Annotated in this window: 18 protein-coding genes; 9 read left to right on the top strand and 9 right to left on the bottom strand. The window is 63.6% G+C overall.

Annotated elements, in window-relative coordinates:
- The first annotated feature begins 107 nt into the window (after window positions 1-107).
- The gene (locus tag NKH21_RS09825) at window positions 108-965 is read left to right on the top strand and encodes a LysR family transcriptional regulator (protein ID WP_352668952.1); all 858 of its coding nucleotides are present in this window, start codon (window positions 108-110) and stop codon (window positions 963-965) included.
- Window positions 966-1,036: 71 nt separating this feature from the next.
- Here the strand turns inward: NKH21_RS09825 and NKH21_RS09820 are convergent, their stop codons facing one another.
- Window positions 1,037-3,652 (bottom strand): TIGR02302 family protein, encoded by a 2,616-nt coding sequence (locus tag NKH21_RS09820; RefSeq protein ID WP_352668951.1) that lies wholly within the window; start codon window positions 3,650-3,652, stop codon window positions 1,037-1,039.
- Window positions 3,653-3,863: 211 nt separating this feature from the next.
- Window positions 3,864-4,805 carry a threonine/serine dehydratase gene (locus tag NKH21_RS09815; protein WP_352668950.1) on the bottom strand — a complete coding sequence of 314 codons (942 nt, stop codon included), beginning with the start codon at window positions 4,803-4,805 and terminating at the stop codon, window positions 3,864-3,866.
- 64 nt (window positions 4,806-4,869) lie between these two features.
- On the opposite strand from NKH21_RS09815, the gene NKH21_RS09810 reads away from it, so the two are divergent.
- Window positions 4,870-5,172 carry an ArsR/SmtB family transcription factor gene (locus NKH21_RS09810; RefSeq protein ID WP_023677929.1) on the top strand — a complete coding sequence of 101 codons (303 nt, stop codon included), beginning with the start codon at window positions 4,870-4,872 and terminating at the stop codon, window positions 5,170-5,172.
- Between the two features lie 10 nt (window positions 5,173-5,182).
- On the opposite strand, the gene lysA is transcribed toward NKH21_RS09810, so the two are convergent.
- The 3 genes from lysA to argH form a co-directional block, all read right to left on the bottom strand.
- Window positions 5,183-6,451: a diaminopimelate decarboxylase gene (gene lysA, locus NKH21_RS09805; RefSeq protein ID WP_352668948.1), complete on the bottom strand. Its 1,269-nt coding sequence runs from the start codon at window positions 6,449-6,451 to the stop codon at window positions 5,183-5,185.
- A gap of 17 nt (window positions 6,452-6,468) precedes the next feature.
- Entirely contained in the window at window positions 6,469-6,675 is a 207-nt protein-coding gene (locus NKH21_RS09800) for a hypothetical protein (RefSeq protein WP_352668945.1), read from the bottom strand.
- A 71-nt stretch (window positions 6,676-6,746) separates the two neighbouring features.
- A complete protein-coding gene (gene argH / locus NKH21_RS09795; protein WP_352668943.1) occupies window positions 6,747-8,147 on the bottom strand; it encodes an argininosuccinate lyase in 1,401 nt (466 codons plus the stop codon).
- Window positions 8,148-8,182: 35 nt separating this feature from the next.
- Between argH and tlpA the strand changes: the two genes are divergently transcribed.
- Window positions 8,183-8,866, top strand: coding sequence for a thiol:disulfide interchange protein TlpA (gene tlpA / locus NKH21_RS09790; RefSeq protein ID WP_352668941.1), 684 nt, complete (start codon window positions 8,183-8,185; stop codon window positions 8,864-8,866).
- A 2-nt stretch (window positions 8,867-8,868) separates the two neighbouring features.
- Here the strand turns inward: tlpA and NKH21_RS09785 are convergent, their stop codons facing one another.
- Window positions 8,869-11,151, bottom strand: a complete 2,283-nt coding sequence (locus tag NKH21_RS09785) for a bifunctional diguanylate cyclase/phosphodiesterase (protein WP_352864554.1) — start codon at window positions 11,149-11,151, stop codon at window positions 8,869-8,871.
- Window positions 11,152-11,256: 105 nt separating this feature from the next.
- Between NKH21_RS09785 and ugpB the strand changes: the two genes are divergently transcribed.
- From ugpB to NKH21_RS09765, 4 genes are all read left to right on the top strand, one after another.
- Complete coding sequence (ugpB, locus tag NKH21_RS09780; RefSeq protein WP_352668939.1) at window positions 11,257-12,567, top strand: sn-glycerol-3-phosphate ABC transporter substrate-binding protein UgpB; 1,311 nt, start codon at window positions 11,257-11,259, stop codon at window positions 12,565-12,567.
- Window positions 12,568-12,752: 185 nt separating this feature from the next.
- Window positions 12,753-13,637 carry a sn-glycerol-3-phosphate ABC transporter permease UgpA gene (gene ugpA, locus NKH21_RS09775; protein WP_352864585.1) on the top strand — a complete coding sequence of 295 codons (885 nt, stop codon included), beginning with the start codon at window positions 12,753-12,755 and terminating at the stop codon, window positions 13,635-13,637.
- A 7-nt stretch (window positions 13,638-13,644) separates the two neighbouring features.
- Entirely contained in the window at window positions 13,645-14,493 is an 849-nt protein-coding gene (gene ugpE / locus NKH21_RS09770; RefSeq protein ID WP_352668937.1) for a sn-glycerol-3-phosphate ABC transporter permease UgpE, read from the top strand.
- A 7-nt stretch (window positions 14,494-14,500) separates the two neighbouring features.
- Window positions 14,501-15,568 carry a sn-glycerol-3-phosphate import ATP-binding protein UgpC gene (locus tag NKH21_RS09765; protein ID WP_352668935.1) on the top strand — a complete coding sequence of 356 codons (1,068 nt, stop codon included), beginning with the start codon at window positions 14,501-14,503 and terminating at the stop codon, window positions 15,566-15,568.
- 47 nt (window positions 15,569-15,615) lie between these two features.
- Here the strand turns inward: NKH21_RS09765 and NKH21_RS09760 are convergent, their stop codons facing one another.
- The 3 genes from NKH21_RS09760 to NKH21_RS09750 all read right to left on the bottom strand — a co-directional run bounded on the left by NKH21_RS09760 (window position 15,616) and on the right by NKH21_RS09750 (window position 19,455).
- Complete coding sequence (locus NKH21_RS09760; protein WP_352668933.1) at window positions 15,616-16,698, bottom strand: ABC transporter ATP-binding protein; 1,083 nt, start codon at window positions 16,696-16,698, stop codon at window positions 15,616-15,618.
- Window positions 16,695-18,278 carry an ABC transporter permease gene (locus NKH21_RS09755; protein WP_352864550.1) on the bottom strand — a complete coding sequence of 528 codons (1,584 nt, stop codon included), beginning with the start codon at window positions 18,276-18,278 and terminating at the stop codon, window positions 16,695-16,697. Before NKH21_RS09755 ends, NKH21_RS09760 begins: the two co-directional genes overlap by 4 nt.
- 169 nt (window positions 18,279-18,447) lie before the next feature.
- A complete protein-coding gene (locus tag NKH21_RS09750; protein ID WP_352668928.1) occupies window positions 18,448-19,455 on the bottom strand; it encodes an iron ABC transporter substrate-binding protein in 1,008 nt (335 codons plus the stop codon).
- 202 nt (window positions 19,456-19,657) lie between these two features.
- Here NKH21_RS09750 and NKH21_RS09745 point away from each other — a divergent pair, with 202 nt between their 5' ends.
- Entirely contained in the window at window positions 19,658-20,200 is a 543-nt protein-coding gene (locus tag NKH21_RS09745) for a sigma-70 family RNA polymerase sigma factor (protein ID WP_352668926.1), read from the top strand.
- 1 nt (window position 20,201) lies between these two features.
- On the top strand, window positions 20,202-20,840 hold the full coding sequence (locus NKH21_RS09740) for an NrsF family protein (RefSeq protein ID WP_352668924.1): 639 nt from the start codon (window positions 20,202-20,204) through the stop codon (window positions 20,838-20,840).
- The last annotated feature ends 3 nt before the right edge of the window (window positions 20,841-20,843 follow it).

The following is a 20,843-nucleotide window of genomic DNA, read 5'->3' as shown; positions in this document are numbered from 1 at the left end:
ATTTCGCGGCCGCATATCCAATGGGTAAGGCGACTATCGTCCGCCGTTTGACATGTTGCAAACGAATTGGAATGATGCCAGCAATCAGATTTCCTTATGGCGGGCACATGCGACCCAATCTCGACAGCGACCTGTTGCGCACCTTCGTGGCGGTCGCCGACACCGGCAATTTCACCAAGGCGGCGGAGCGGGCCGGCCGCACCCAGTCGGCGGTCTCGATGCAGATGAAGAAGCTCGAAGGCATGGTCGGCGACAGCCTGTTCGAGCGCGGCTCGCGCGGTGTGGCGCTGACGCGGCGCGGCGGCGAGCTCGTCGCCAACGCCAGGCGCATCGTTTCACTGCTCGACGAGACGGCGGCATCGATGGTCGCGGCGCCGCTTGGCGGGCCGGTGCGCATCGGTATCCCGGAGGAATATGGCCACGCGATCCTGTCGCGCGCGCTCGGCGCCTTTGCCAAGCGCCATCCTCAGGTCGACATCACCGTCCGCTACGCGCATTCCGGTGCGCAGATCGCGGCGCTCGCCGCCGGCGATCTCGATCTGGCGGTGGTGTTCGAATGGCAGGATCTGTCGGGCGGTGAAGTGCTGATGCATGACCCGACCGTATGGGTGACGTCGGAGCTGCATCACATGCATGAGGAGCGGCCGGTGCCGATCGCGCTCTACAACCGTGCCGGTTGGTGCAAGGATTTCGCGATAAAGTCGCTGGAACAGCGCGATCTCGCCTATCGTGTCGCCTACACCAGCGATACCAACGGCGGCCTGCGGCTCGCCGTCACCTCCGGGCTGGCGATTGCGCCGATCTCGCGCAGCAACATCCCGGCCGGCTGCCGCGAGCTTACGGCCGCCGACGGGTTCGGCGACATCGATTCCTCGAACGTGGTGCTGCGGCGCAACCCGAACGCTTCCGGCGAGGCCATCGACGGTATGGAAGAGGCGATCCGCGAAGCGTTCACCAACCGTTAAAGCATGCCACTCGGTCCGGCGATGGCGGCCGACCCGGACCCCGCGCAGCGATCTTCCGAATATAGGCAGCCCTACTTCAGCTCCAGCAACCGCTCCAGATAGCTGCGCTCGATATCGGGGCTGAGCGCATTGCCGAGCCGCTTGCGGATTGCTTCGAGGATCTGGCGGGCACGCTGCACATCGATCTCGTCAGGCACCCTTACCGAACTTCCGTCGTCGGGACCCTCGCTGGTGCGGGGCCGCCCGAGCGGGTCACGGTCGGCATTCTGCTGGCGTCCGCCTTGCCCGTTGCCGCCCTGGTCGCCTTGCATCGCCTGCAATTGCTTCATCATGTCCTTGGCGCCCCTGCGCAAGGCTTCCAATGCGCGGCCCTGATGACCGACGGCCTGGTCGCCTTCGCCCTCGCCGAGCGCCTGTTCGGCATTGCCCATGGATTTGCCGGCCTCGCCAAACCCCTCATTGGGGTCGAGGCCCATGCCTTCGAGGCTCTTCCTCAATTGATCGAGCTCGCTCTGCAGCTTGCCCTGACCTTCCTGCAATTGCTTCAGCGCATCAGCAAATTCCTGCGGCGTCATCGGGTTCGGCCGGCCGAGCGGATCGCGGTCGTCACCCGGGCCGGGTTTGCCCTCTTCGCCCATCGGGCCTGGCTCACCGTTCTCGCCGAGCTGCTCGTCGCGGTTCTGCCCGCGCTGTTGCTGGCCGCGCTGCATCTGGTCCATACGGAAAGTGTCGTTCATCATCTCCTGCTGGCGCCGCATGATCTCGCCCAGCTTGTCCATTTGCTGGCGCATCTCGCTGTCTTGCTGGCCGCCTTGCTGCTGGCGGCCTGCCTGCAGATTGTTCATCATGTCCTGCAGTTCGGACAGCAATTGCTGCGCCTGGTCGCGATTGCCGGATTTCGCCAGGTTCTCGATCTGGTCCATCATGCGGTCGATGTCGCTCTGGCGCAGTTCCTGGCCGTTCTGCTGCATCTGTGGCGCATTCGGATTCTGCTGCGCCCGCGCCGCGAATTCCTGCAGGAACTGGTTCATCGCCTCGCGCAGTTCCTTCATCGCCTTTTCGATCTCTTGGTCGCTGGCGCCATTCTTGATCGCATCCTGCAGCGCTTGCTGCGCCTGGCGCAGCCGCTTCTCGGCCGCCGAAAGATTGCCTTCCTCGATACCGAGCGCGATCTCCCAGAGGTAAGCGACCTCGTCGCGCAACTGGTCGTCGCTGTCGGCCATCTTCAGCCGGGTGCGGGCGCTCATGATGGCGAGGTAGTGCGCCATGTTGTCGAACGTGTCTTCGGGCCTGAGCGTGATCGCATCCATCAGGTCGAGCACTCGGTCCTTGGCATAGGCGTCGAGCGCCAGTATGCGGCGCTGCTCGACCACCGCCCGCGCCAACGGGTTGGAGAATGGCCGCTCCGGCATCACCAGCGTCTTGGTTTCGCTGGTCGCCGTGTGTCCGGCACCGTCGGTGGCGACAAGCGACAGCTTGACGTTGCCGCCGGCCCAGACATGGTCGGTCAGGTCCTTCGTCGTCCTGGCGGCATTGGCCTTGCCGCCGCGGCGCGGTAACGTCAGCGGCATTTCCGGCGGGCCATAGAGCGGATGCGCGTTGGGCGCCGGCGGATCGGCCAATGCGAAAACCGCCTTTGCGGAGGCCGCGCCATAGTCGTCGTCGATCTGGTAGTTGAGCTCGAAAGCACCGTTGACGGCGCGTTTCGGCTCGCCGACAAAGCGGATCTGCGGCGGCTTGTCGGGAATTATGGCGAAGGCCCAGCGGCCGAGCTCGCCGTCGCCGGACTGCAGCGTCAGCGTGCCATCGGCCGTCAACTTGCCGCTGAACTGGCGCACGGTGGAAGGCGTTGCCGGACTTGCCTCAGTCTTGGCGGCTTGCGGCCCGGTCGGATCGATGGCGCGGGTGTTACCGCCGGTGTCGGCGTAGCTCAGCGTTTCCTCGCCCGAACCGCCGGTGACGCGCAGGGACACGTCGCTGCCCTCCGGAACAGTGAAGGTCGCCGCCGTTTGAGTGGCGTTGTTGGCCAGGGCCGGGGCGTTCAGGAATACCGGCGGCCTGCCGGTATAGGCCGGCGGCGTCACCCAGGCATCAATGCGCGGCGGCACGACGTCGCGGGCGGCACGGGCAACAAAACCGTCGCTCAGCCTGCCGCCCGATGGCCCAAAGGAGAAGGCAAAGGCAGTTACCAACAAAAGCGCGGCAACGGCGCGCAGCGCCCACGGGTCGCGTTCCGGCACGCGTGTGCGCGGCACGTCGCCGCCAAGCTCACCCAGCCGGTCCGCCATGCGCCGCTGATGCTCGCGCCACAGGGCTTGCGAAAAAATGCTTTCCTTGCCGCTCGGGCGATCGGTCTGGACCTGCACCGGGCTGTGCAGCAATCGGTTGGCCGCCTCGATGCGGCGGTCGACCTCGGCACTGGATGGCGTGCGGAAGAAACGCAGCGGGTAGAGTGCGGCAAGAGCTGCGACGCCGAATGCCGTGATGAGACCGATCCGCGCCAGATCGGGCAAAAATGGGAACAGGCCGAGCCACGAGATGCTGAGGAACAGGCTGGCGACGACGATCAGTGGCAGCAGCAATGGCCAGCCGCGTTCGACGATTATCGAGACCTGCGTTCCCAGCCGGCTCAGGGCAAGTCGCCTGGCCAGACTGCGATCGCTGGTGAAGATGGGTCGTTGTGTCATCGGCCCTTCCTGGCCGGGCGGATAGCCCGGGCCTCACGAGTCTATCGCATGGGCCCGAAAAGTCGATTTTCGGGAAGCACGATGCGAAGACCTAAAATCTTAGCGCGTACTTCGTGCGTCCAAGCGGATGCACATCGTCCTAAGGATACCAACAAACACGGCGAAGGCGAGGCGGTTCCCCAAAACGTGAACAATAATGCCCCGGATATTGTCAGAATTTCGCCGGATTGGCGTTTGCGCCGCAGACCAGCACGGCAACGCGCTCGCCTGCAGCCGGTGCGTAGCGGCCGGACAGGAGCGCCGCGAAGGCGGCCGCACCACCCGGCTCGGAGATGATTCGCACGCGGTCCCAGAGCGCCGCCTGGGCGGCGATAATGTCGTCGTCGCCGACAAGGATCGAGCGCTCGACGAATGCCTCGGCGATAGGAAACATCATTTCGCCGACACGCTTCGGCGCGAGCGAATCGGCGGCGATGCCCTCCGCCGGCGCGTCGACGGGTCGGCCCGCCTCGAAGGCGCGATGAAGCGTCGGCGCACCCTCCGGTTCGACGGCGATGATCCTGATGCGGCCGGAAAACCAGGCGGCGATGCCGCCGATCAGGCCGCCCCCACCGACGGCGACCAGCAGGGTGTCGAGCTTCGGCAGGTCGGCCTCGATCTCGAGGCCGAGCGTGCCTTGCCCGACCAGCGTCTCCTCCTGGTTGAAGGCGTGGATCTGCAGCGCGCCGGATTTTTCGGCGAAGCTCTCGCTGGCGGCCAGCGCCTCGGCATAACGGGCGCCGCCGACGATCAGCTCGGCGCCGTAACCGCGGATGCGGTCCAGCTTGGCCGGCGGGCTCACCTCGGGAACAAAGATGGTCGCCTTGTGGCCGAGCCGCATGGCGGCATAGGCGACGGCGGCGCCGTGGTTGCCGCCCGATGCGGCGACGACGCCGGCCGCAGGAACCGGCCGTTCGAGGAGATTGGTGAACGCACCACGCGCCTTGAACGAGCCGGAATGCTGCAAGCACTCAAGCTTCAGGTCGACAGGTAGAGGCGGGCGGCCGAAATCGGCCATGTCGACGCGCAGCACCGGCGTGTGGCGCACGTAGGGCCGGATGCGCGGCTCCATTGCAGCGATGCGCTCGCGTGTGATCGTGTGGCCGTGCGGCATGCTTTCACTCCCCAGAGCTGACATTCAGAGTTGACATTACTTAGTAACTTGGCAAAGTACCTAAATGCAAGAGGTCGACGTCTTCAAAGCGATTGCCAACGAGCGCAGGCTGCAGATCCTCGATTGGCTCAAGGACCCGCGCGCGCATTTTCCGCCGCAGACGGACGGCGATCTGGTCGAGGACGGCGTCTGCGCGCTGCTGATCGCGGAAAAGCTGGGGATCACCCAGGCAACGCTCAGCGAGCATATGCGCGTGCTCACCCAGGCAGGGCTTTTGCGCAGCAAGCGCATCAAGCAGTGGATATTCTATCGCCGGAACGAGGACAGAATCGCCGAGACCAGGGCGCTCATTCAGCACCGGCTGTAGCTGCAGAGTTCTACTTCAACCAGTCCGGCACCGAATCCAGTCCGATCAGCTCGTCATAGGTCCGGCGCGGGCGCACAACGTGGAAGCGGTCGCCGTCGACCAGCACTTCCGGTACCAGCAGCCTGGTATTGTAGGTGCCGGCCTGGACGGCGCCATAGGCGCCGGCGGTGGCGACAGCGATCAGGTCGCCGGATTTCAGCCGGGGCAGGTCACGGTCGAGCCCGAGATAGTCGCCGGTCTCACAAACCGGGCCAACGACGTCGACCTTCATGCGTGGTGCTGCGGCCGGCTGCTGCGCCACCGGCCTGATGTCGTGGAAAGCGTCGTAAAGCGTCGGCCGGATCAGATCGTTCATCGCGGCGTCTACGACGAGGAAGTTCTTGGCGTCGCCGTCCTTCACGAAGATCACCTGCGAGACCAGGATGCCGGCATTGCCGACGATCAGCCGGCCTGGCTCGAACATCACTTTCAGCCCAAGTTTGGCAACATGCTTCCTGACGATCTGGGCATAGGCATCGGGCAAAGGCGGCGGGTTGTTGTCGACGCGATAGGGAATGCCAAGGCCGCCGCCGACATCGATGTGCTCGATGGCATGACCGTCGGAGCGCAAGGCGCCGACCAGCTCCACCAGCAGCGCAAAGGCGTCGTCGAAGGGCTGCAATTCGGTGATCTGACTGCCGATATGGGTGTCTATGCCGGTCACCTTGATGCCCGGCAGCTCAGCCGCGCGGGAATAGACCTTCCGCGCCTGTTGCCAGGGAATGCCGAACTTGTTCTCGGCCTTCCCAGTCGAAATCTTCTTGTGCGTCCTGGCGTCGACATCCGGATTGATGCGCAGCGAGATCGGCGCGATCTTGCCCAGCGCGGTGGCGCGAGCCGACAGCAGCTCCAGCTCCGGTTCGGATTCGACGTTGAAACAGAGAATGCCGGCCGAGAGCGCAAAATCCATTTCGCGCGCGGTCTTGCCGACGCCCGAAAACAGGATCTTGCTTGCCGGGATGCCGGCCGCCAAAGCGCGGCGCAATTCGCCCTCCGAGACCACGTCGGCGCCGGCGCCGAGCCTTGCCAGCACCCTCAGCACGGCCTGGTTGGAATTCGCCTTCATGGCATAGCAGACGAGAGCGTCGAGCCCGGCAAAGGCCTCTGTGAAGACGCGAAAATGCCTGGTCAGCGTCGCCGTCGAATAACAATAGAACGGCGTGCCGACGCTGGCGGCGATGTCTGATATCGCCACGTCCTCGGCATGCAGCGCGCCGTCGCGGTAGTCGAAATGGTTCACGAGATTGGTCCGAAAAATCAGAGCAGCGGGTCGAGGATGAATTTCTTGTCCTCGACAGGTTTTTCCGGCTCCGGCGGCAAAGGTTGCTTGGCCTTCTCGGCGTCCTTGCGGGCCTGCACGGCTGCCGCGTAGGGCGTATCGAGCGCAGCCTTCCTGCCGCAAGCCGCAACGGTGGCCATTGCTGCCACCAGCGCCAGCGTCACCAAAATCCTGCTTCCGGTCATCGTGCCATCCGTCCGAAACTGTTGCCCGCAGCCGCTTCTAGCCGAGTTTTGCGGCCATTGCACCCCGCGTTCTACGCCTTGGCGAGCCGCTTTTTCCAGTAGCGGATCTGCCTGCGCACCTCGGACGGCGCGGTGCCGCCGAAGCTTGTGCGGCTCTTCACAGAATTCTGCACGGCGAGAACCGAAAACACGTCGGCGCTGATACCGGGGTGAATGGACTGCAGGTCCTCCAGCGAAAGCCTGTCGAGCCCGACCTTCCTGTCCTCGGCCAGCGCCACCGCCCGGCCAGTGATATGGTGCGCCTCGCGGAACGGCAGGCCGAGCGTGCGCACCAGCCAATCGGCGAGGTCGGTCGCAGTCGAATAGCCGGCGCCGGCCGCCTTTTTCATCGCGGCAGTGTTCACCGTCATGTCGCGCATCATGCCAGTCATCGCCGCCAGCATCAGGTCGAGTGTCTCTGCCGCATCGAAGACGGATTCCTTGTCTTCCTGCATGTCCTTGCCATAGGTCAGCGGCATGCCCTTCATCACCGTCAGCAGACCGACCAGATGGCCGGTGACGCGGCCAGTCTTGCCGCGAACCAGTTCGGCAGCGTCGGGGTTCTTCTTCTGCGGCATGATCGAGGAACCTGTCGAGAAACTATCCGACAGCCTGACGAAGCCGAATTGCGGCGTCGACCAGATGATGATCTCTTCGGCCAGCCGCGACAGATGCGTCGCGCAGATCGCCGCCAGGCCCAGGAACTCGAGCGCGAAATCGCGGTCCGAAACGCTGTCGAGCGAATTGCGCATCGGCTCGCGGAAGCCAAGCGCCTTCGCCGTCTGGTGCCGGTCGATGGGAAAGCTGGTGCCGGCAAGGGCGGCAGCGCCGAGTGGGCTTTCATCCATCCGCTCGATCGCGTCGCGTACGCGAGACAGGTCGCGCGCAAACATCTCGACATAGGCCATGCAGTGGTGGCCGAAGGTCACCGGCTGCGCTGCCTGCATGTGGGTGAAGCCCGGCATGACCGTTGCCGCATGCTCCTCGGCCCGATCCAGGAACGCCGTGATCAGTCCCTTCAGCGCCTCGGCGACGCGAAAGCACTCGTCCTTGACCCACAGCCTGAGGTCGACCGCCACTTGGTCGTTGCGCGAGCGGGCGGTATGCAGGCGGCCGGCGGCGGGGCCGATCAGATCGGCCAGACGAGCCTCGACATTCATGTGGATGTCTTCCAGCCTGGTCGAGAACTCGAATGTGCCGGCCTCGATCTCTGCCAGGATCGTGTTCAGTCCGTGAGCGATTTTTTCTTGATCGGCCGCCGAAATAATGCCCGTTTGCGCCAGCATCTGGCTATGGGCGATCGAGCCGCGAATATCCTGCGCATAGAGTTTGCGGTCGAACGAGATCGACGCGTTGATCGCTTCCATGATTGCGGCCGGACCCGAGGCAAAACGTCCGCCCCACATCTGGTTGCTGGCCTTCTTGTCGTTCATCGCTATAACCCGTGCTCCGGAGCAATTTTTCAAAAATGGCAGACGGCAATAGATTTTTCCCGGCTTTGCGTCTCATCCTCGCCGCTTTGGTTGCGGGCGTGCTGGCCGGCGCGGTCGCGGTATATGTCAGGGAAAGCAGTTCTGGCAACAAGGCGCCCGCGCAAGTGGCCGCCGGCGGCGGCAAGGACGACGTCGCCTGCGCCGCCAAGACCGACCGTGCCAAGAAGATCGCCTCCGCTGCCACCGGCCAGGTTGCCGCGCTTTTGCCGGCGGATCCGCCGCAATCGCTGAAAAGCCTTGCCTTCAACGGCCCGGACGGCAAGCCGACGACGATCGCCGATCATGCCGGCAAGACGGTGCTGCTCAATCTGTGGGCGACATGGTGCGCACCTTGCCGCGCCGAAATGCCGGCGCTCGATGCGCTGCAGAAGGAGATGGGCAGCGATGCGTTTCAGGTTGTTGCCGTCAACGTCGATGCCGGCGACGATGCCAAACCGAAGAAGTTCCTGGAGGACACCGGCGTCAAGTCGCTCGGCTACTATCGCGATGCCACCATGGCGCTGTTCAATGACGTCAAGACACGTGGCCTTGCGCTCGGTCTACCCGTCACCATGCTGATCGATCGGCAAGGCTGCCTGATCGCCCATATGAACGGCCCGGCCGAATGGTCGGGGCCGGATGCCAAGCGTCTGGTCGAGGCGGCGCTTCAGCCAGGATAGGCTCAGACCGTGCGCAGGCGCGGCTTGAGCACGGCAATGCTTGCGCCGCGTCGGCTGGCGGTGCGGATTGCCGGAGCGGCCACGCCCGTCAGTTCGCCGAATGTTTCGATCGGAGCCGGTTTGCCGAGGTAATAGCCTTGCCCGATCTCGCAAGCCTCGGCGTCCAGGAACTGCAATTCACCCGGCGTCTCGATGCCCTCCGCAAGGACTGGCAGGCCGAGACCGCGTCCAAGCCCCAGCACGGCGCGAACGATCGCCGCGAACTGGGCGTTCTTGTCGACCGATTTGATGAACGACCCGTCGATCTTGATCTTGTCGAAGGGAAAGGCGCTAAGGTTGGACAGAGAAGAGTAGCCGGTGCCAAAATCGTCCATCGCCACATGCACGCCAAGCGCCTTGACCTGCCTCAAGGTTGCGAGCGCGCGCGGCATGTCCTTCACCAGGGCCGTTTCGGTGATCTCCAGTTCGAGCCTGCCGGGGGCCAGGCCGGATCTCGACAATGCGTCGTGCACCTTGCGGCTGAAGTTCGGATTGTGAAGTTGCACGGCGGAGACGTTGACGGCGACCATTAGCGGGTTTGTCCAGCGAGCAGCATCGTTACAGGCCGTCGTCAGCACCCAGTCGCCGATCTGGGCGATTGCGCCACTGTCCTCTGCCACGGGGATGAAAACGGCCGGAGAAATGTCACCCCGCTCCGGATGCTGCCAACGGACCAGGGCTTCGAAGCCGATCATCCTGCCGCCGCGGATCTCCTTCTGCGGCTGATAGACGAGGTGGAACTCCTTGCGGGCGATCGCCTGGCGCAGTTCATGCTCCATCACGCGCTTGTCGCGGGCCGCGGTGCCCATGGCTATCTCGAAAAACCGATAGGTGTCCCGGCCTTCGGTCTTGGCGCGATGGAGTGCCGTATCGGCATGGCTGATCAGTCCGGCCTGGTCTTCGGCATCCAGCGGAAAGAAGGCGATGCCGATGCTGGCCGAGACGAGGCCGGAGCCGACCGAAACCCTGTTTTCCTCGCGGATCGCCGCCAGCAAGTCCTCGGCTATCCTGCCTGCGGCCAGGGGGTCGGGGAGGTTCGGAGCTATGATGGCAAATTCATCGCCGCCGAGACGTGCGAGCATCTGTCCGTGGCGCGGGATGCCGGAAATGCAGTGCGCCAGCTTCTGCAGCATGGCATCGCCGGCGCCGTAGCCATAGAGGTCGTTGACCTGTTTGAACCGGTCGAGGTCAAGCAGCAGGAGCGCCAGATATCCGTCCTTGCCGCCACGATCCATCGATGCGAATTCTGCTTCCAGCCGGGAAGAAAAGCTCCGCCGATTGGCAAGCCCGGTAAGTGGATCGAAATGCGCGAGGCGGAGGATCTCTTCTTCCGCCTTCTTGCGCTCACGGATGTCGCGGACGGCAAGCACCGTATGAGGCCTGCCGCAGTAGGTGATCTTCCTGGCGATCAGCTCGACAGGAATTCTCGCGCCGTCGCTGCCCCTTAATTTCGCTTCCTGCGCCTGTTCGCCGAAGCCGGATATATCGGCTGCGCTCCGTCCGTCGAAAAGCTCGCCGAGTTGCATCGTGTTGAGGGTGGCTGTCGCTGTTCCGGTCAGCTTAGCCATACTGTCATTGGCGCTGACGATGCGGGTGCCATCGCAAACGATCAGACCTTCCACCGCGGCATTCGCGAGATCGTGCATGCGATCGGCCTCGAGCTTCTGGCGGCGAAAGCGCAGGTCGATCCACAGGGCGGTGCCCGACAGCACAAGGATTATCAGGCTGGCGACCGCTGCAGCAAAGGCCTGGGAAACGGGATCGATTGAATGTGCCGATATTTCAATCGCGGAATCCGGAATGATCGACACCGCGGCCATCGCGATGAAATGCAGGCTGCAGATCGCCAGCGTCAAAAGCGCGGCGCCGCCGAGAGTGGCGAGCGCTGACGGGCGGCGCAAGACTACAAGAAGCGCCAGTGCCGCAAGGGTCACGCCGGCCAGAAGCGATATCGCGACAAGGAGCAGGTTCCATACGACCCGGCCTTCGACCTCGAAAGCGGCCATGCCGATGTAGTGCATCGTCGCGATGGCGCCGCCCAGGATGGCGCCACCGACGAGGAAATGGTCGATGCCGCGGCGCAAAGTGGCGACCCACATCCCAAGCGCGGTCAGGATGACGGCGGCGGCAAGCGAAAAGGCGGATAATGCCGGATTGTATGCGTTAGGTATTCCCGGCGTAAACGCGGTCATGGCGATGAAATGCGTCGCCCATATGCCGAACCCGGTCGAGGCCGCGGCGATCATCAGCCAGGCAAGCCGGTTTCGCTCGGTCGATCGGCCGACATGCTTAAGGAGATTAACCGCTGAGAAGCAAGAAATTCCACAGACGAGTGCGGCAAGCGATGAAACATGAAGTTCTTCGGCTTCGCGGCCGGTATTGCCGCCACCTTGACCCTGCTTTCCACCACATCCGCCTTCGCCGTCACGCAGATCAGTTGGTGGCACGCCATGACCGGCGCCAACGCCGAGGTCGTTGACAAGATCTCCAAGGATTTCAACGCCAGCCAGAGCGACTATGAGCTCGTTCCGGTGTTCAAGGGCACCTATCCAGAGACGCTGAATGCGGGCATCGCTGCATTCCGCGCCGGCCAAGCGCCCGATATCCTCCAGGTGTTCGATGTCGGCACCGGCGTGATGATGGCGGCCGAGGGTGCGATTAAGCCGGTGGCCGATGTGATGACCGGTGCCGGGATGACCTTCGACAAGAGCCAGTATCTGCCCGGCATCGTCGGCTATTATTCGAAGCCGGACGGCACCATGCTGTCGTTCCCCTACAACTCTTCCTCACCGATCCTCTACTACAACAAGGACATCTTCCAGAAGGCAGGCCTCGACGTGAAAAATCCGCCCAAGACCTGGAACGAGGTGTGGGAAGCTGCCAAGAAGATTAAGACGAGCGGCGCCGCCTCTTGCGGTTATACCTCGACCTGGCTGACCTGGATCCACTTGGAGAATTTCGCGGCGTGGAATGACGTGCCTTGGGCCAGCCAACAGAATGGCCTGGCCGGCGGTGATGTCGAACTCAAGATCAATGCGCCGATTTTCGTCAACCACTTCCAGGCGCTCGCTGACCTGGCCAAGGACGGCACGTTCAAATATGGCGGACGCACCTCCGAAGCCAAGCAGATATTCCTCGCCGGCGAATGCGGCATCTTCACCGAATCGTCGGGCGGCCTCGGCGATATCGTCAAGTCCGGCATGAACTATGGCATCGGCCAGCTTCCTTACGACAGTGACGCCAAGGGGGCCCCGCAGAACACGACGCCGGGCGGTGCCAGCCTGTGGGTGTTCGGCAACAAGTCGGACGAGGAATACAAGGGCGTTGCCGCCTTCTTTGCCTATCTGTCCAAGACCGATGTGCAGGAATATCTGCACCAGAAGTCGGGATACCTGCCTGTGACGCTCGCCGCATATGAGGCGACCAAGAAATCAGGCTTCTATGACAAGAACCCCGGCCGCGAGACACCCATCCTGCAGATGATCGGAAAGTCGCCGACCGACAATTCGAAGGGCGTGCGCCTGCCGAATCTGCCGCAGGTGCGCGATATCCAGAACGAGGAGCTGGAGAAGATGCTGGCCGGCCAGCAAACCGCCCAGCAGGCGCTCGACAATGCGGTCGCGCGCGGCAACGCCGCGATCAAGGAAGCCCTGGACAACTAACGAGACCATCACGGTTAAAGCGCGTCGCGTTTGAATGGCCACATGCTACGCGCTTTAAGCTCTTGTTCTTATGAATGTCGTTATCCCAAAACCGCTGCGCACTTTTGGGCGACATGCATTAGTCGCTTGGAATATCGCCCGCGCGAGCGCGCGTGGGCGATGCCTGGATAGCGAGGGAAATCAGCCTGTCTGCACGCATCGTCTTTCCCAACAAGATCCTGCCCTACCTGCTGGTGGCACCACAACTCGCCATCACCCTGGTTTTCTTCTACTGGCCGGCCGGTCAGGCGCTTTACCAGTCGATGCTCAGGCAAGACCCGTTCGGGCTGAAGAGCAGGTTCGTCTGGTTTGCCAATTTCCGGAAGGTGCTGGCCGATCCGGCCTACCTCAACTCGATCAAGGTCACAGTGGTGTTCTCGCTTGCAACCGCGATCGTTGCCATGGTTGCGGCCCTGTTGCTGGCGGTCATGGCCGAGAAGGCCGTGCGCGGCAAAGGCCTCTACCGCACACTATTGATATGGCCTTACGCCGTGGCGCCGGCGATTGCCGGCATGCTTTGGCTTTTCCTGTTCAATCCCTCGATCGGCTCGTTGGCCTATTTGCTGAGAAGCCTCGGCATCGCATGGGACCCACTGCTCAACGGCAACCACGCCATGATCCTGCTGGTGTCGGCTGCTGCCTGGAAGCAGATCAGCTACAATTTCCTGTTCTTCGTCGCCGGCCTGCAGGCGGTGCCGAAAACGCTGATCGAAGCGGCGGCCATGGACGGCGCCGGCGAAACCAAGCGCTTCTGGACCATCGTCTTCCCGCTGCTTGCGCCGACAACCTTTTTCCTGCTGGTCGTCAACACCGTCTATGCCCTGTTCGACACGTTCGGCATCGTTCATGCCGTCACCGGCGGCGGGCCGGGCAAGACGACCGAGACGCTGGTCTACAAGGTCTACAATGACGGCTTCGTCAATCTGATCCTGGGCGATTCGGCGGCGCAGTCGGTCATCCTGATGGCCATCGTCATCGCGCTCACAGCGATCCAGTTCCGCTATGTGGAACGCAAAGTCCATTACGGCTAGGGCAGCGATGATCGGCCAGTCCCCGCTCCGCACCTTCATCGCCCATGCCGTGCTCATCCTCGGCATATTGATCGTGGCTTTTCCGATCTACTACACCTTCGTGGCCTCGACGCACACGCTGCAAACGATCCTCAAGCCGCCGCTGCCGCTGTTGCCCGGCGGCCAGCTATTGAACAATTACAGCGAGGCGCTGTTCGGCGGCATCGGTCGTATCGGCGGTGTTAGCGTCGGCAGGCTGCTCCTCAACACCACCATCATGGCGCTCGGCGTCGCGGTCGGAAAGATCTTCATTTCGATCCTGTCAGCCTACGCGATCGTGTTCTTCCGCTTTCCGCTGCGCATGACCTTCTTCTGGCTGATCTTCATCACCTTGATGCTTCCAGTCGAGGTGCGCATCCTGCCGACCTACAAGGTGATGGTCGATCTCGGCATGATCGACACCTATGCCGGCCTGATCATCCCGCTGATCGCCTCGGCCACCGCAACGCTGCTGTTTCGCCAGTTCTTCATGACCATACCGGGTGAATTGGTCGAGGCGGCGCGTGTCGACGGTGCCGGGCCATGGCGCTTCTTTTTCGATATTCTGGTGCCCCTGTCGCGGACAAACATCGCCGCGCTGTTCGTGATCCTCTTCATCTATGGCTGGACGCAGTATCTTTGGCCGCTGCTCGTCACCAACAGCAACGACATGAACACCATCGTCATCGCGCTGAGAAAGATGGTTTCCTTTGCCGATGCCGACACCCAATGGCACCTGGTGATGGTCACGGCAATGCTGGCCATCGTGCCGCCGATCCTCGTCGTGGTGCTGATGCAACGCTGGTTCGTGCGCGGCCTGGTCGAATCCGAAAAGTGAGAAGCTAATGGCGGCCGTCGATCTGAAGGACGTGAAAAAGGTCTATCCCAGCGGTGTCGAGGCAGTGAAGGGCGTCTCCATCGCCATTCCCGACAAGGAGCTTTGCGTGCTGGTCGGCCCATCCGGCTGCGGCAAGTCCACGCTGCTGAGGATGATCGCCGGGCTGGAGACGATTTCTGCCGGTACAGTCGCCATCGACGGCAAGGTGGTCAACGCCATTGGCCCGACCGAACGCGACATCGCCATGGTGTTCCAGAATTACGCGCTCTACCCGCATATGAAGGTCTACGACAACATGGCCTATGGCCTGCGCAACCGCGGCACGCCGAAGGACGAGATCGACAGCAGGGTACGCTCGACAGCCAAGGTGCTGGAGCTTTCGGCGCTTCTCGATCGGCGCCCGCGCGAGCTTTCCGGCGGTCAGCGCCAGCGTGTCGCCATGGGCCGCGCCATCGTGCGCAACCCGAAGGTCTTCCTGTTCGACGAACCGCTGTCCAACCTCGATGCGAAATTGCGCGGGCAGATGCGCATCGAGATCAAGAATCTGCAGCGCTCGCTTGGCGTCACCTCGGTTTATGTCACGCACGACCAGCTTGAGGCGATGACGCTGGCCGACATCCTCGTGGTCATGAACGCCGGACTGGTCGAGCAGACCGGCGCGCCGCTTGATGTGTACGAGAAGCCGGCCTCGACCTTCGTCGCTTCGTTCATAGGTGCACCGCCGATGAATCTGCTGGCGCTCACAGGGGCCTTCCCAAGCTTGGTATTGGCGGACGGTACTGTGATTGGCTTGGCGCCTCGACAGGGCAAGGCGGTGACACTCGGCTTTCGTCCGGAGGACGCCGATATCACCTTCGCGGCAGAGGCGCCGGCCGGCGCGCTCGGGCTGCCGGCGACAGTGGAAGCGGTCGAACCGGTGGGTGCCGAAAGCTTTCTCCATTGCGTGGCAGCCGGCAGCCGCATCGTGGTGCGCGTCTCAGGCCGCGCCAGCGCCAAGCCAGGCGACCAATTGCGCGTCGTGGCCAGGTCCGAAAAGCTGCATTGGTTCGATCAGGCCGGCAAACGGGTCGATTGAGACTGGTCTTTCATCTGCCGAGCGGTGCTATGCGTGTCCAAAACCGTTCAGGCAAACACATGCGCCTTGCCCGACACGGTCAGCCGGACGATCTCGCCGATCGCCGGCGCGTCCATGCCCGGCTTGCGCAGGATCAACGGCGTGTTGCCGATGGCGGCGGCGTCAGGCGGATCGGGGCTGTTCAACAGACGCACCGCGATGGTGCACATCGAGCCGGCGAACTCCGATTCGGTCACCTCGCCGAACAGCATGTCCGGCGTGCCGGACATGCCTTCACGCGATGTGCGTTTCAGCAACACCTGCTCCGGCCGCAGCATGATGCGGGCGACGTCGCGCCGCTCCGGGCTGTCGACGGCGATGCGGCCAAGCGGCGAGATGGCGAAGCCATCGGCGATCCTTGCCGGCAGGACGATGGCGTCGCCGAGGAACTCGGCGACCATCCTGTCCTTCGGCTTGAAATAGAGCTCGCGCGGCGTGCCGACCTGCGAGAAGTTGCCGTCGCGCATCACCGCGACCTGGCTGGCGAATGACAGCGCCTCGGCCTGGTCGTGGGTGACCAGAATGGTGGTGATGCCGGCTGTTTCGAGGAGCTCGGCCACGGCCTTGCGCATCGAGGCGCGCAGGCCGGTGTCGAGCGCCGAGAATGGCTCGTCGAGCAGCATCAGCCGCGGCTTCATCGCCATGGCGCGGGCGAGCGCGACGCGCTGCTGCTGGCCACCGGAGAGTTCGTGCGGGCGGCGCTTCAGGATCCCTTTGTCCAGCCCGACGACATAGGCGAGCTCAGTGATGCGCTCACTGCGCTTTTCCTCGTGACGGCCCATGCCGAAGCCGATATTGGCGGCGATGCTCAGATGCGGGAATAGAGCGCCGTCCTGCGCCACCAGCCCGATGCCGCGGCGATGCGCCGGCACGGCCGTGTCGCCATCGGCCAGCACCTCGCCGTCGAGCACGATGCGGCCCTGGTCCGGCGCCTCGAAGCCGGCGATCAGCCGCAGCAACGTGGTCTTGCCGCAACCGGACGGTCCGACGATTGCCGTACGGCTGCCGCTGGCCACGCTGAGATCGACGCCGGCAAGTGCTGCGACGGGCCCGTAGTGCTTGTGGATGCCGCTCAGCTCGAGAAAGCTCATCGCCCGGCCATCCGCTTCGACTGGACGTAGAGCAGCCAGGTCAAGGGCAGCGACATCGCCACCATGATCAGGGCATAAGGCGCCGCCGACGCATAGTCGATCTCGCCGCTATAGGACCAGAACGCCATGGCCAGCGTGCGGGTGCCGTTGGGCGCCAACATCTGGGTTGCGGTCAATTCGTTCATGATACCCAGCGCGACCAACGCCATGCCGGCTGCGGCGCCCGGCGCCGACAGGCGGATGGTCGTCGACCACAGCGCCTTGAGCGGCGACCGGCCGAGGCTGGAGGCGGCGCGCTCGAGCTCGACCGGCGCCTGTGCGATCGACGCCCTGAGGCTAATCAGGGCGCGTGGCAGGAACATCAGCGCATAGGCGACCAGGATGGTGAACAGGGTCTGGTAGAGCGGCATGGCGATACGCACGGCGGTGGTGACCAGCGCCAGGGCGATGACGACGCCGGGCAACGCGCCGACGATATAGTTGCAGCCCTCCAGGACGCGTTGCAGCCGCCCCGGCGCGCGGATCGAAATCCACGCCATCGGCATTGCCGCGACGGTGGCGAGCAGCGCGCCGGCAATCGCCAGGAACAGCGTCTGGCCAAGCGCCAGGCCGATCTCGTCGAGCCGCCAGACATCGGCGCCGCCGGCCACAAGCCAACGGCCGATAGTGACGAACGGCACGCCGAGCGCCAGCAGCGTGGTAATGGCGGGCAGCAGCAGGCAAGGAATGGTGGCGCGCCCTAGGTTCGTGCGCTGCTGGTGGCGCGCGGCACCCGAGCCGACGCGGGCATAGCGCTCCTCGCCGCGCACCAGCACCTCCAGCCCGAGCAGCACAAGGCAGCAGGTCACCAGCACGCCGGCCAGCGTGTTGGCGGCGGGACCGTTGAAGGTCGACTGAAACTGGTCGACGATCGCGGTGGTGAAGGTGTCGCAGCGGATGAAGACATAGAGCCCGTATTCGGCCAGGAGATGCAGGCCGACCAGCAGGGAGCCGCCGCAAATGGCGAGCCGGAGCTGCGGCAGCACGACACGCCTGAACACACGCCACGGGCCGAGACCAAGGGCTGCCGCTGCATCCTCGAGAGCGGGATCGAGCCGACGCAAGGCCGCCGCCACCGGCAGATAGAGGAACGGGAAATAGGCAATGACCGACACAAGCACGCCGGCCCACAGGCCGTGCAGTCTGGGCACCATGGTGATCCAGGCGTAACTGTGGACGAAGGCGGGAATGGCGAGCGGCGCGACCGACAGCCAGGCCCATAGGCGGGCACCCGGCAGATCGCTGCGCTCGGTCAGCCAGGCCAGCGCCACCGACAGCACGATCGAGATCGGCACCGCCAGCACCACCAGCAGGCTGGTGTTGACCAGAAGTTCGCCGACGCGCGGCCTGAACACCAGCGCCGCCACGGTTTCCCAGCCGGTGTGCATCGCCACCCAGACGATGAAGGCAAGCGGCAGCAGCGCAACCAGCGAGACAAAGACGGCGGCCAGCGAAATCCATGAGACCGACCAACGACGTGCCCGCACGGCCGTGGTGTCGGCCGGCAAGCCTGGGCGTGCGAGATCGATCGTAGATTGCATCAGATCAGACGTTGTGCCAGCTCCGCCCGGAGGCGGAAACGATCGGCGGCGGATAATCTCGCGAGTAGCTTGTGGTCATAGGCAAATGCCATCTTGAAAACAGAGCGCTCGCGCGGAAAGCGAATTCCCACAGGAGCGCAGTCGGTTGCCCTTTTAGGACGAACGCCGGCTAAAGCAAGCCGGCCGCCGTCATCAGGTCGGTCACCTTTTTCGAGTTCAGCGTCGTCGCGTCGACTTTCGGCGCCTGCAGATCGGCCAGCGGCACCAGCTTCGGATTGGACTCGGCGCCCTTGCCGACTGCGTATTCGAAGGAATCACCCGTTTTCAGCACGTCCTGGCCGCTCTTGCCGGTGACCCATGTCAGGAAAGCCTGCGCTTCCTTCGGGTGCTTGCTCGAGGCCAGCACGCCACCGCCGGAAACCGAGACGAAAGCGCCGGGATCCTGGTGCTTGAAATAGTGCAACTCGACGTTCTTGCTGTTTTCGCCGGTCTTGGCCTGATCGCCGTAGTAGTAATAGTGATAGATCACGCCGCCTTCGACCTCGCCGGCATTGACCGCCTTCATCACCGTGCTGTTGCCCTTATAGGCGGTAAAATTCTCCTTCATTGCCTTTAGCCATTCGGCCGTCGCTGCCTCACCCTTGAGCTGCAGAAGCGCGCTGACGATCGCCTGGAAATCGGCGCCGGAGGGCGAAGCGGCCCAACGGCCCTTCCAGCTCGGATCGGCGAGATCGAGCAGCGATTTGGGCAGCTGGTTGGCGGTCAGCTTGGTCTTGTTGTAGGCAAAGACGGTGCTGCGCGCGGCGACGCCGACCCATTTGCCGCTCGCCGGCTGGTACTCCTGCGGAACCTGGGCCAGCGTCTCGGTGTCGACCGGTGCGAACAGGCCGGCCGCCTCGACCAGCGCCATGGCCGGCGAATTCTCCGTCAGGAATACGTCGGCGGGCGAAGCGGTGCCTTCCGCAACGATCTGATTGGAGAAATCGCTGTCGCCGCCATTGCGGACGGTGACCTTGATGCCGGTTTCCTTGGTGAATCCCTCCGCCCAGGCCTTGGTCAGGTTTTCGTGCTGGGCGTTGTAGACGACGATGCCCTCGTCCTCTGCTATTGCCGGGCCGGCGATCAGGCTGATTGCAAGTGCTGTCGCACCGGCAAGGGCGGAAAGAGCATACTTCATGGCGTCGTCCTCGATTTCGATGGTCTTTGGCTTTGCAAGCTGCACCTACCAATACCTGACTAGTGCAGTCAACATTGCTGGCCCACTCAATTGCTCAAAAGGAGCAAACTTTCGTGATGTTCAGCTAATTTGCCTTGGACATTATTTCGCCGGCCCCGTAACAAATCAGCGCCGAGACGCGAATATCGGGGAGTGAACTCTTGTGAGCGGCAAGGACGAAGCCGAGCTTTCACGGCTGCTGCGGGCCGCGATCGCCGGAGACGAAAGGGCCTATGCCGACTTTCTGCACCGGATCGCCGCGCTCGTTCGTGGCTTTGCCCGGCGCAAGATTGTGCAGGGCGGGGTGGATCCCGAGGATGTCGTGCAGGAAACCTTGCTGGCCATTCATGTGAAACGACACACCTGGCGCCGTGATGCGCCGGTGCTGCCTTGGGTCTATGCAATAGCCCGCTTCAAGCTGATCGATGCGTTCCGGCGGCGCGGCCGGCGGATCGAGGTCGAGATCGACGAAATCGCCGAGACCTTTGCCGAACGGGAATCGGAGACGGTGAGCGAGCGCGACGTCAACCGGGCGCTTGACAGCCTGTCGCCGGCACAGCGTTCCGTCGTCTCGGCCGTATCGGTCGAAGGCCGGTCAATCGGTGAGACCGCGGCCAAATTCGGCATCAGCGAGACGGCTGTGCGGGTGTCACTGCACCGCGGGCTTGCCGCCATTGCCAAACGGTTCAGGGCGGGGCGGGAATAACATGAGGACCGAAGATCTCATCAAGGCGCTCGACGCCGATGCCCGCAGCGAGGCGCTGCCGCTAGGCGCCGCCTGGTGGCTTGCTGCCAGCGCGGCCATCGTGATCGCGGCCGCGGTTTTCTGGCTGACGATCGGCCCGCGCCCCGACATTGCGATCGCTATGCACACGATGCGGTTCCTGTCCAAATTCGTCTTCACGATTGCTCTTGCCGCCAGCGCCTTTGTCCTGGTGCGTGGACTGTCGACGCCCGGTGCATCGACCGGCCGGACGGCAAGCTGGATGATCGCCGCGCCGCTGCTGGTGCTTGTGGCCGTGATTCTCGAACTCTTCGCCGTGCCTGCGTCCGACTGGGGCACACGCTTGGTCGGTACAAACATGGTCATCTGCCTGACCTTCATTCCGTTGATCGGCATCGGCCCGCTTGCCGTCTTTCTCGCGGTGCTGCGCCATGGCGCGCCGACACGGCCGGTGCTTGCCGGTGCGGCGGCGGGCCTGCTTGCCGGCGGGCTGGCGGCGACCTTCTATGCGGCGCATTGCTTCGACGATTCGCCGCTTTTTGTCGGCACCTGGTATACGATCGCAATCGCCGGCCTTGCCGTGCTCGGGGCGGTCGGCGGACGGCTTTTCGTGCGCTGGTAGCGA

Source organism: Mesorhizobium sp. M1329, from assembly GCF_040318035.1.
Taxonomy (GTDB): domain Bacteria; phylum Pseudomonadota; class Alphaproteobacteria; order Rhizobiales; family Rhizobiaceae; genus Mesorhizobium.
Note: the sequence above shows the minus strand (reverse complement) of the source record. Positions and strands in the feature narration are given on the sequence as shown.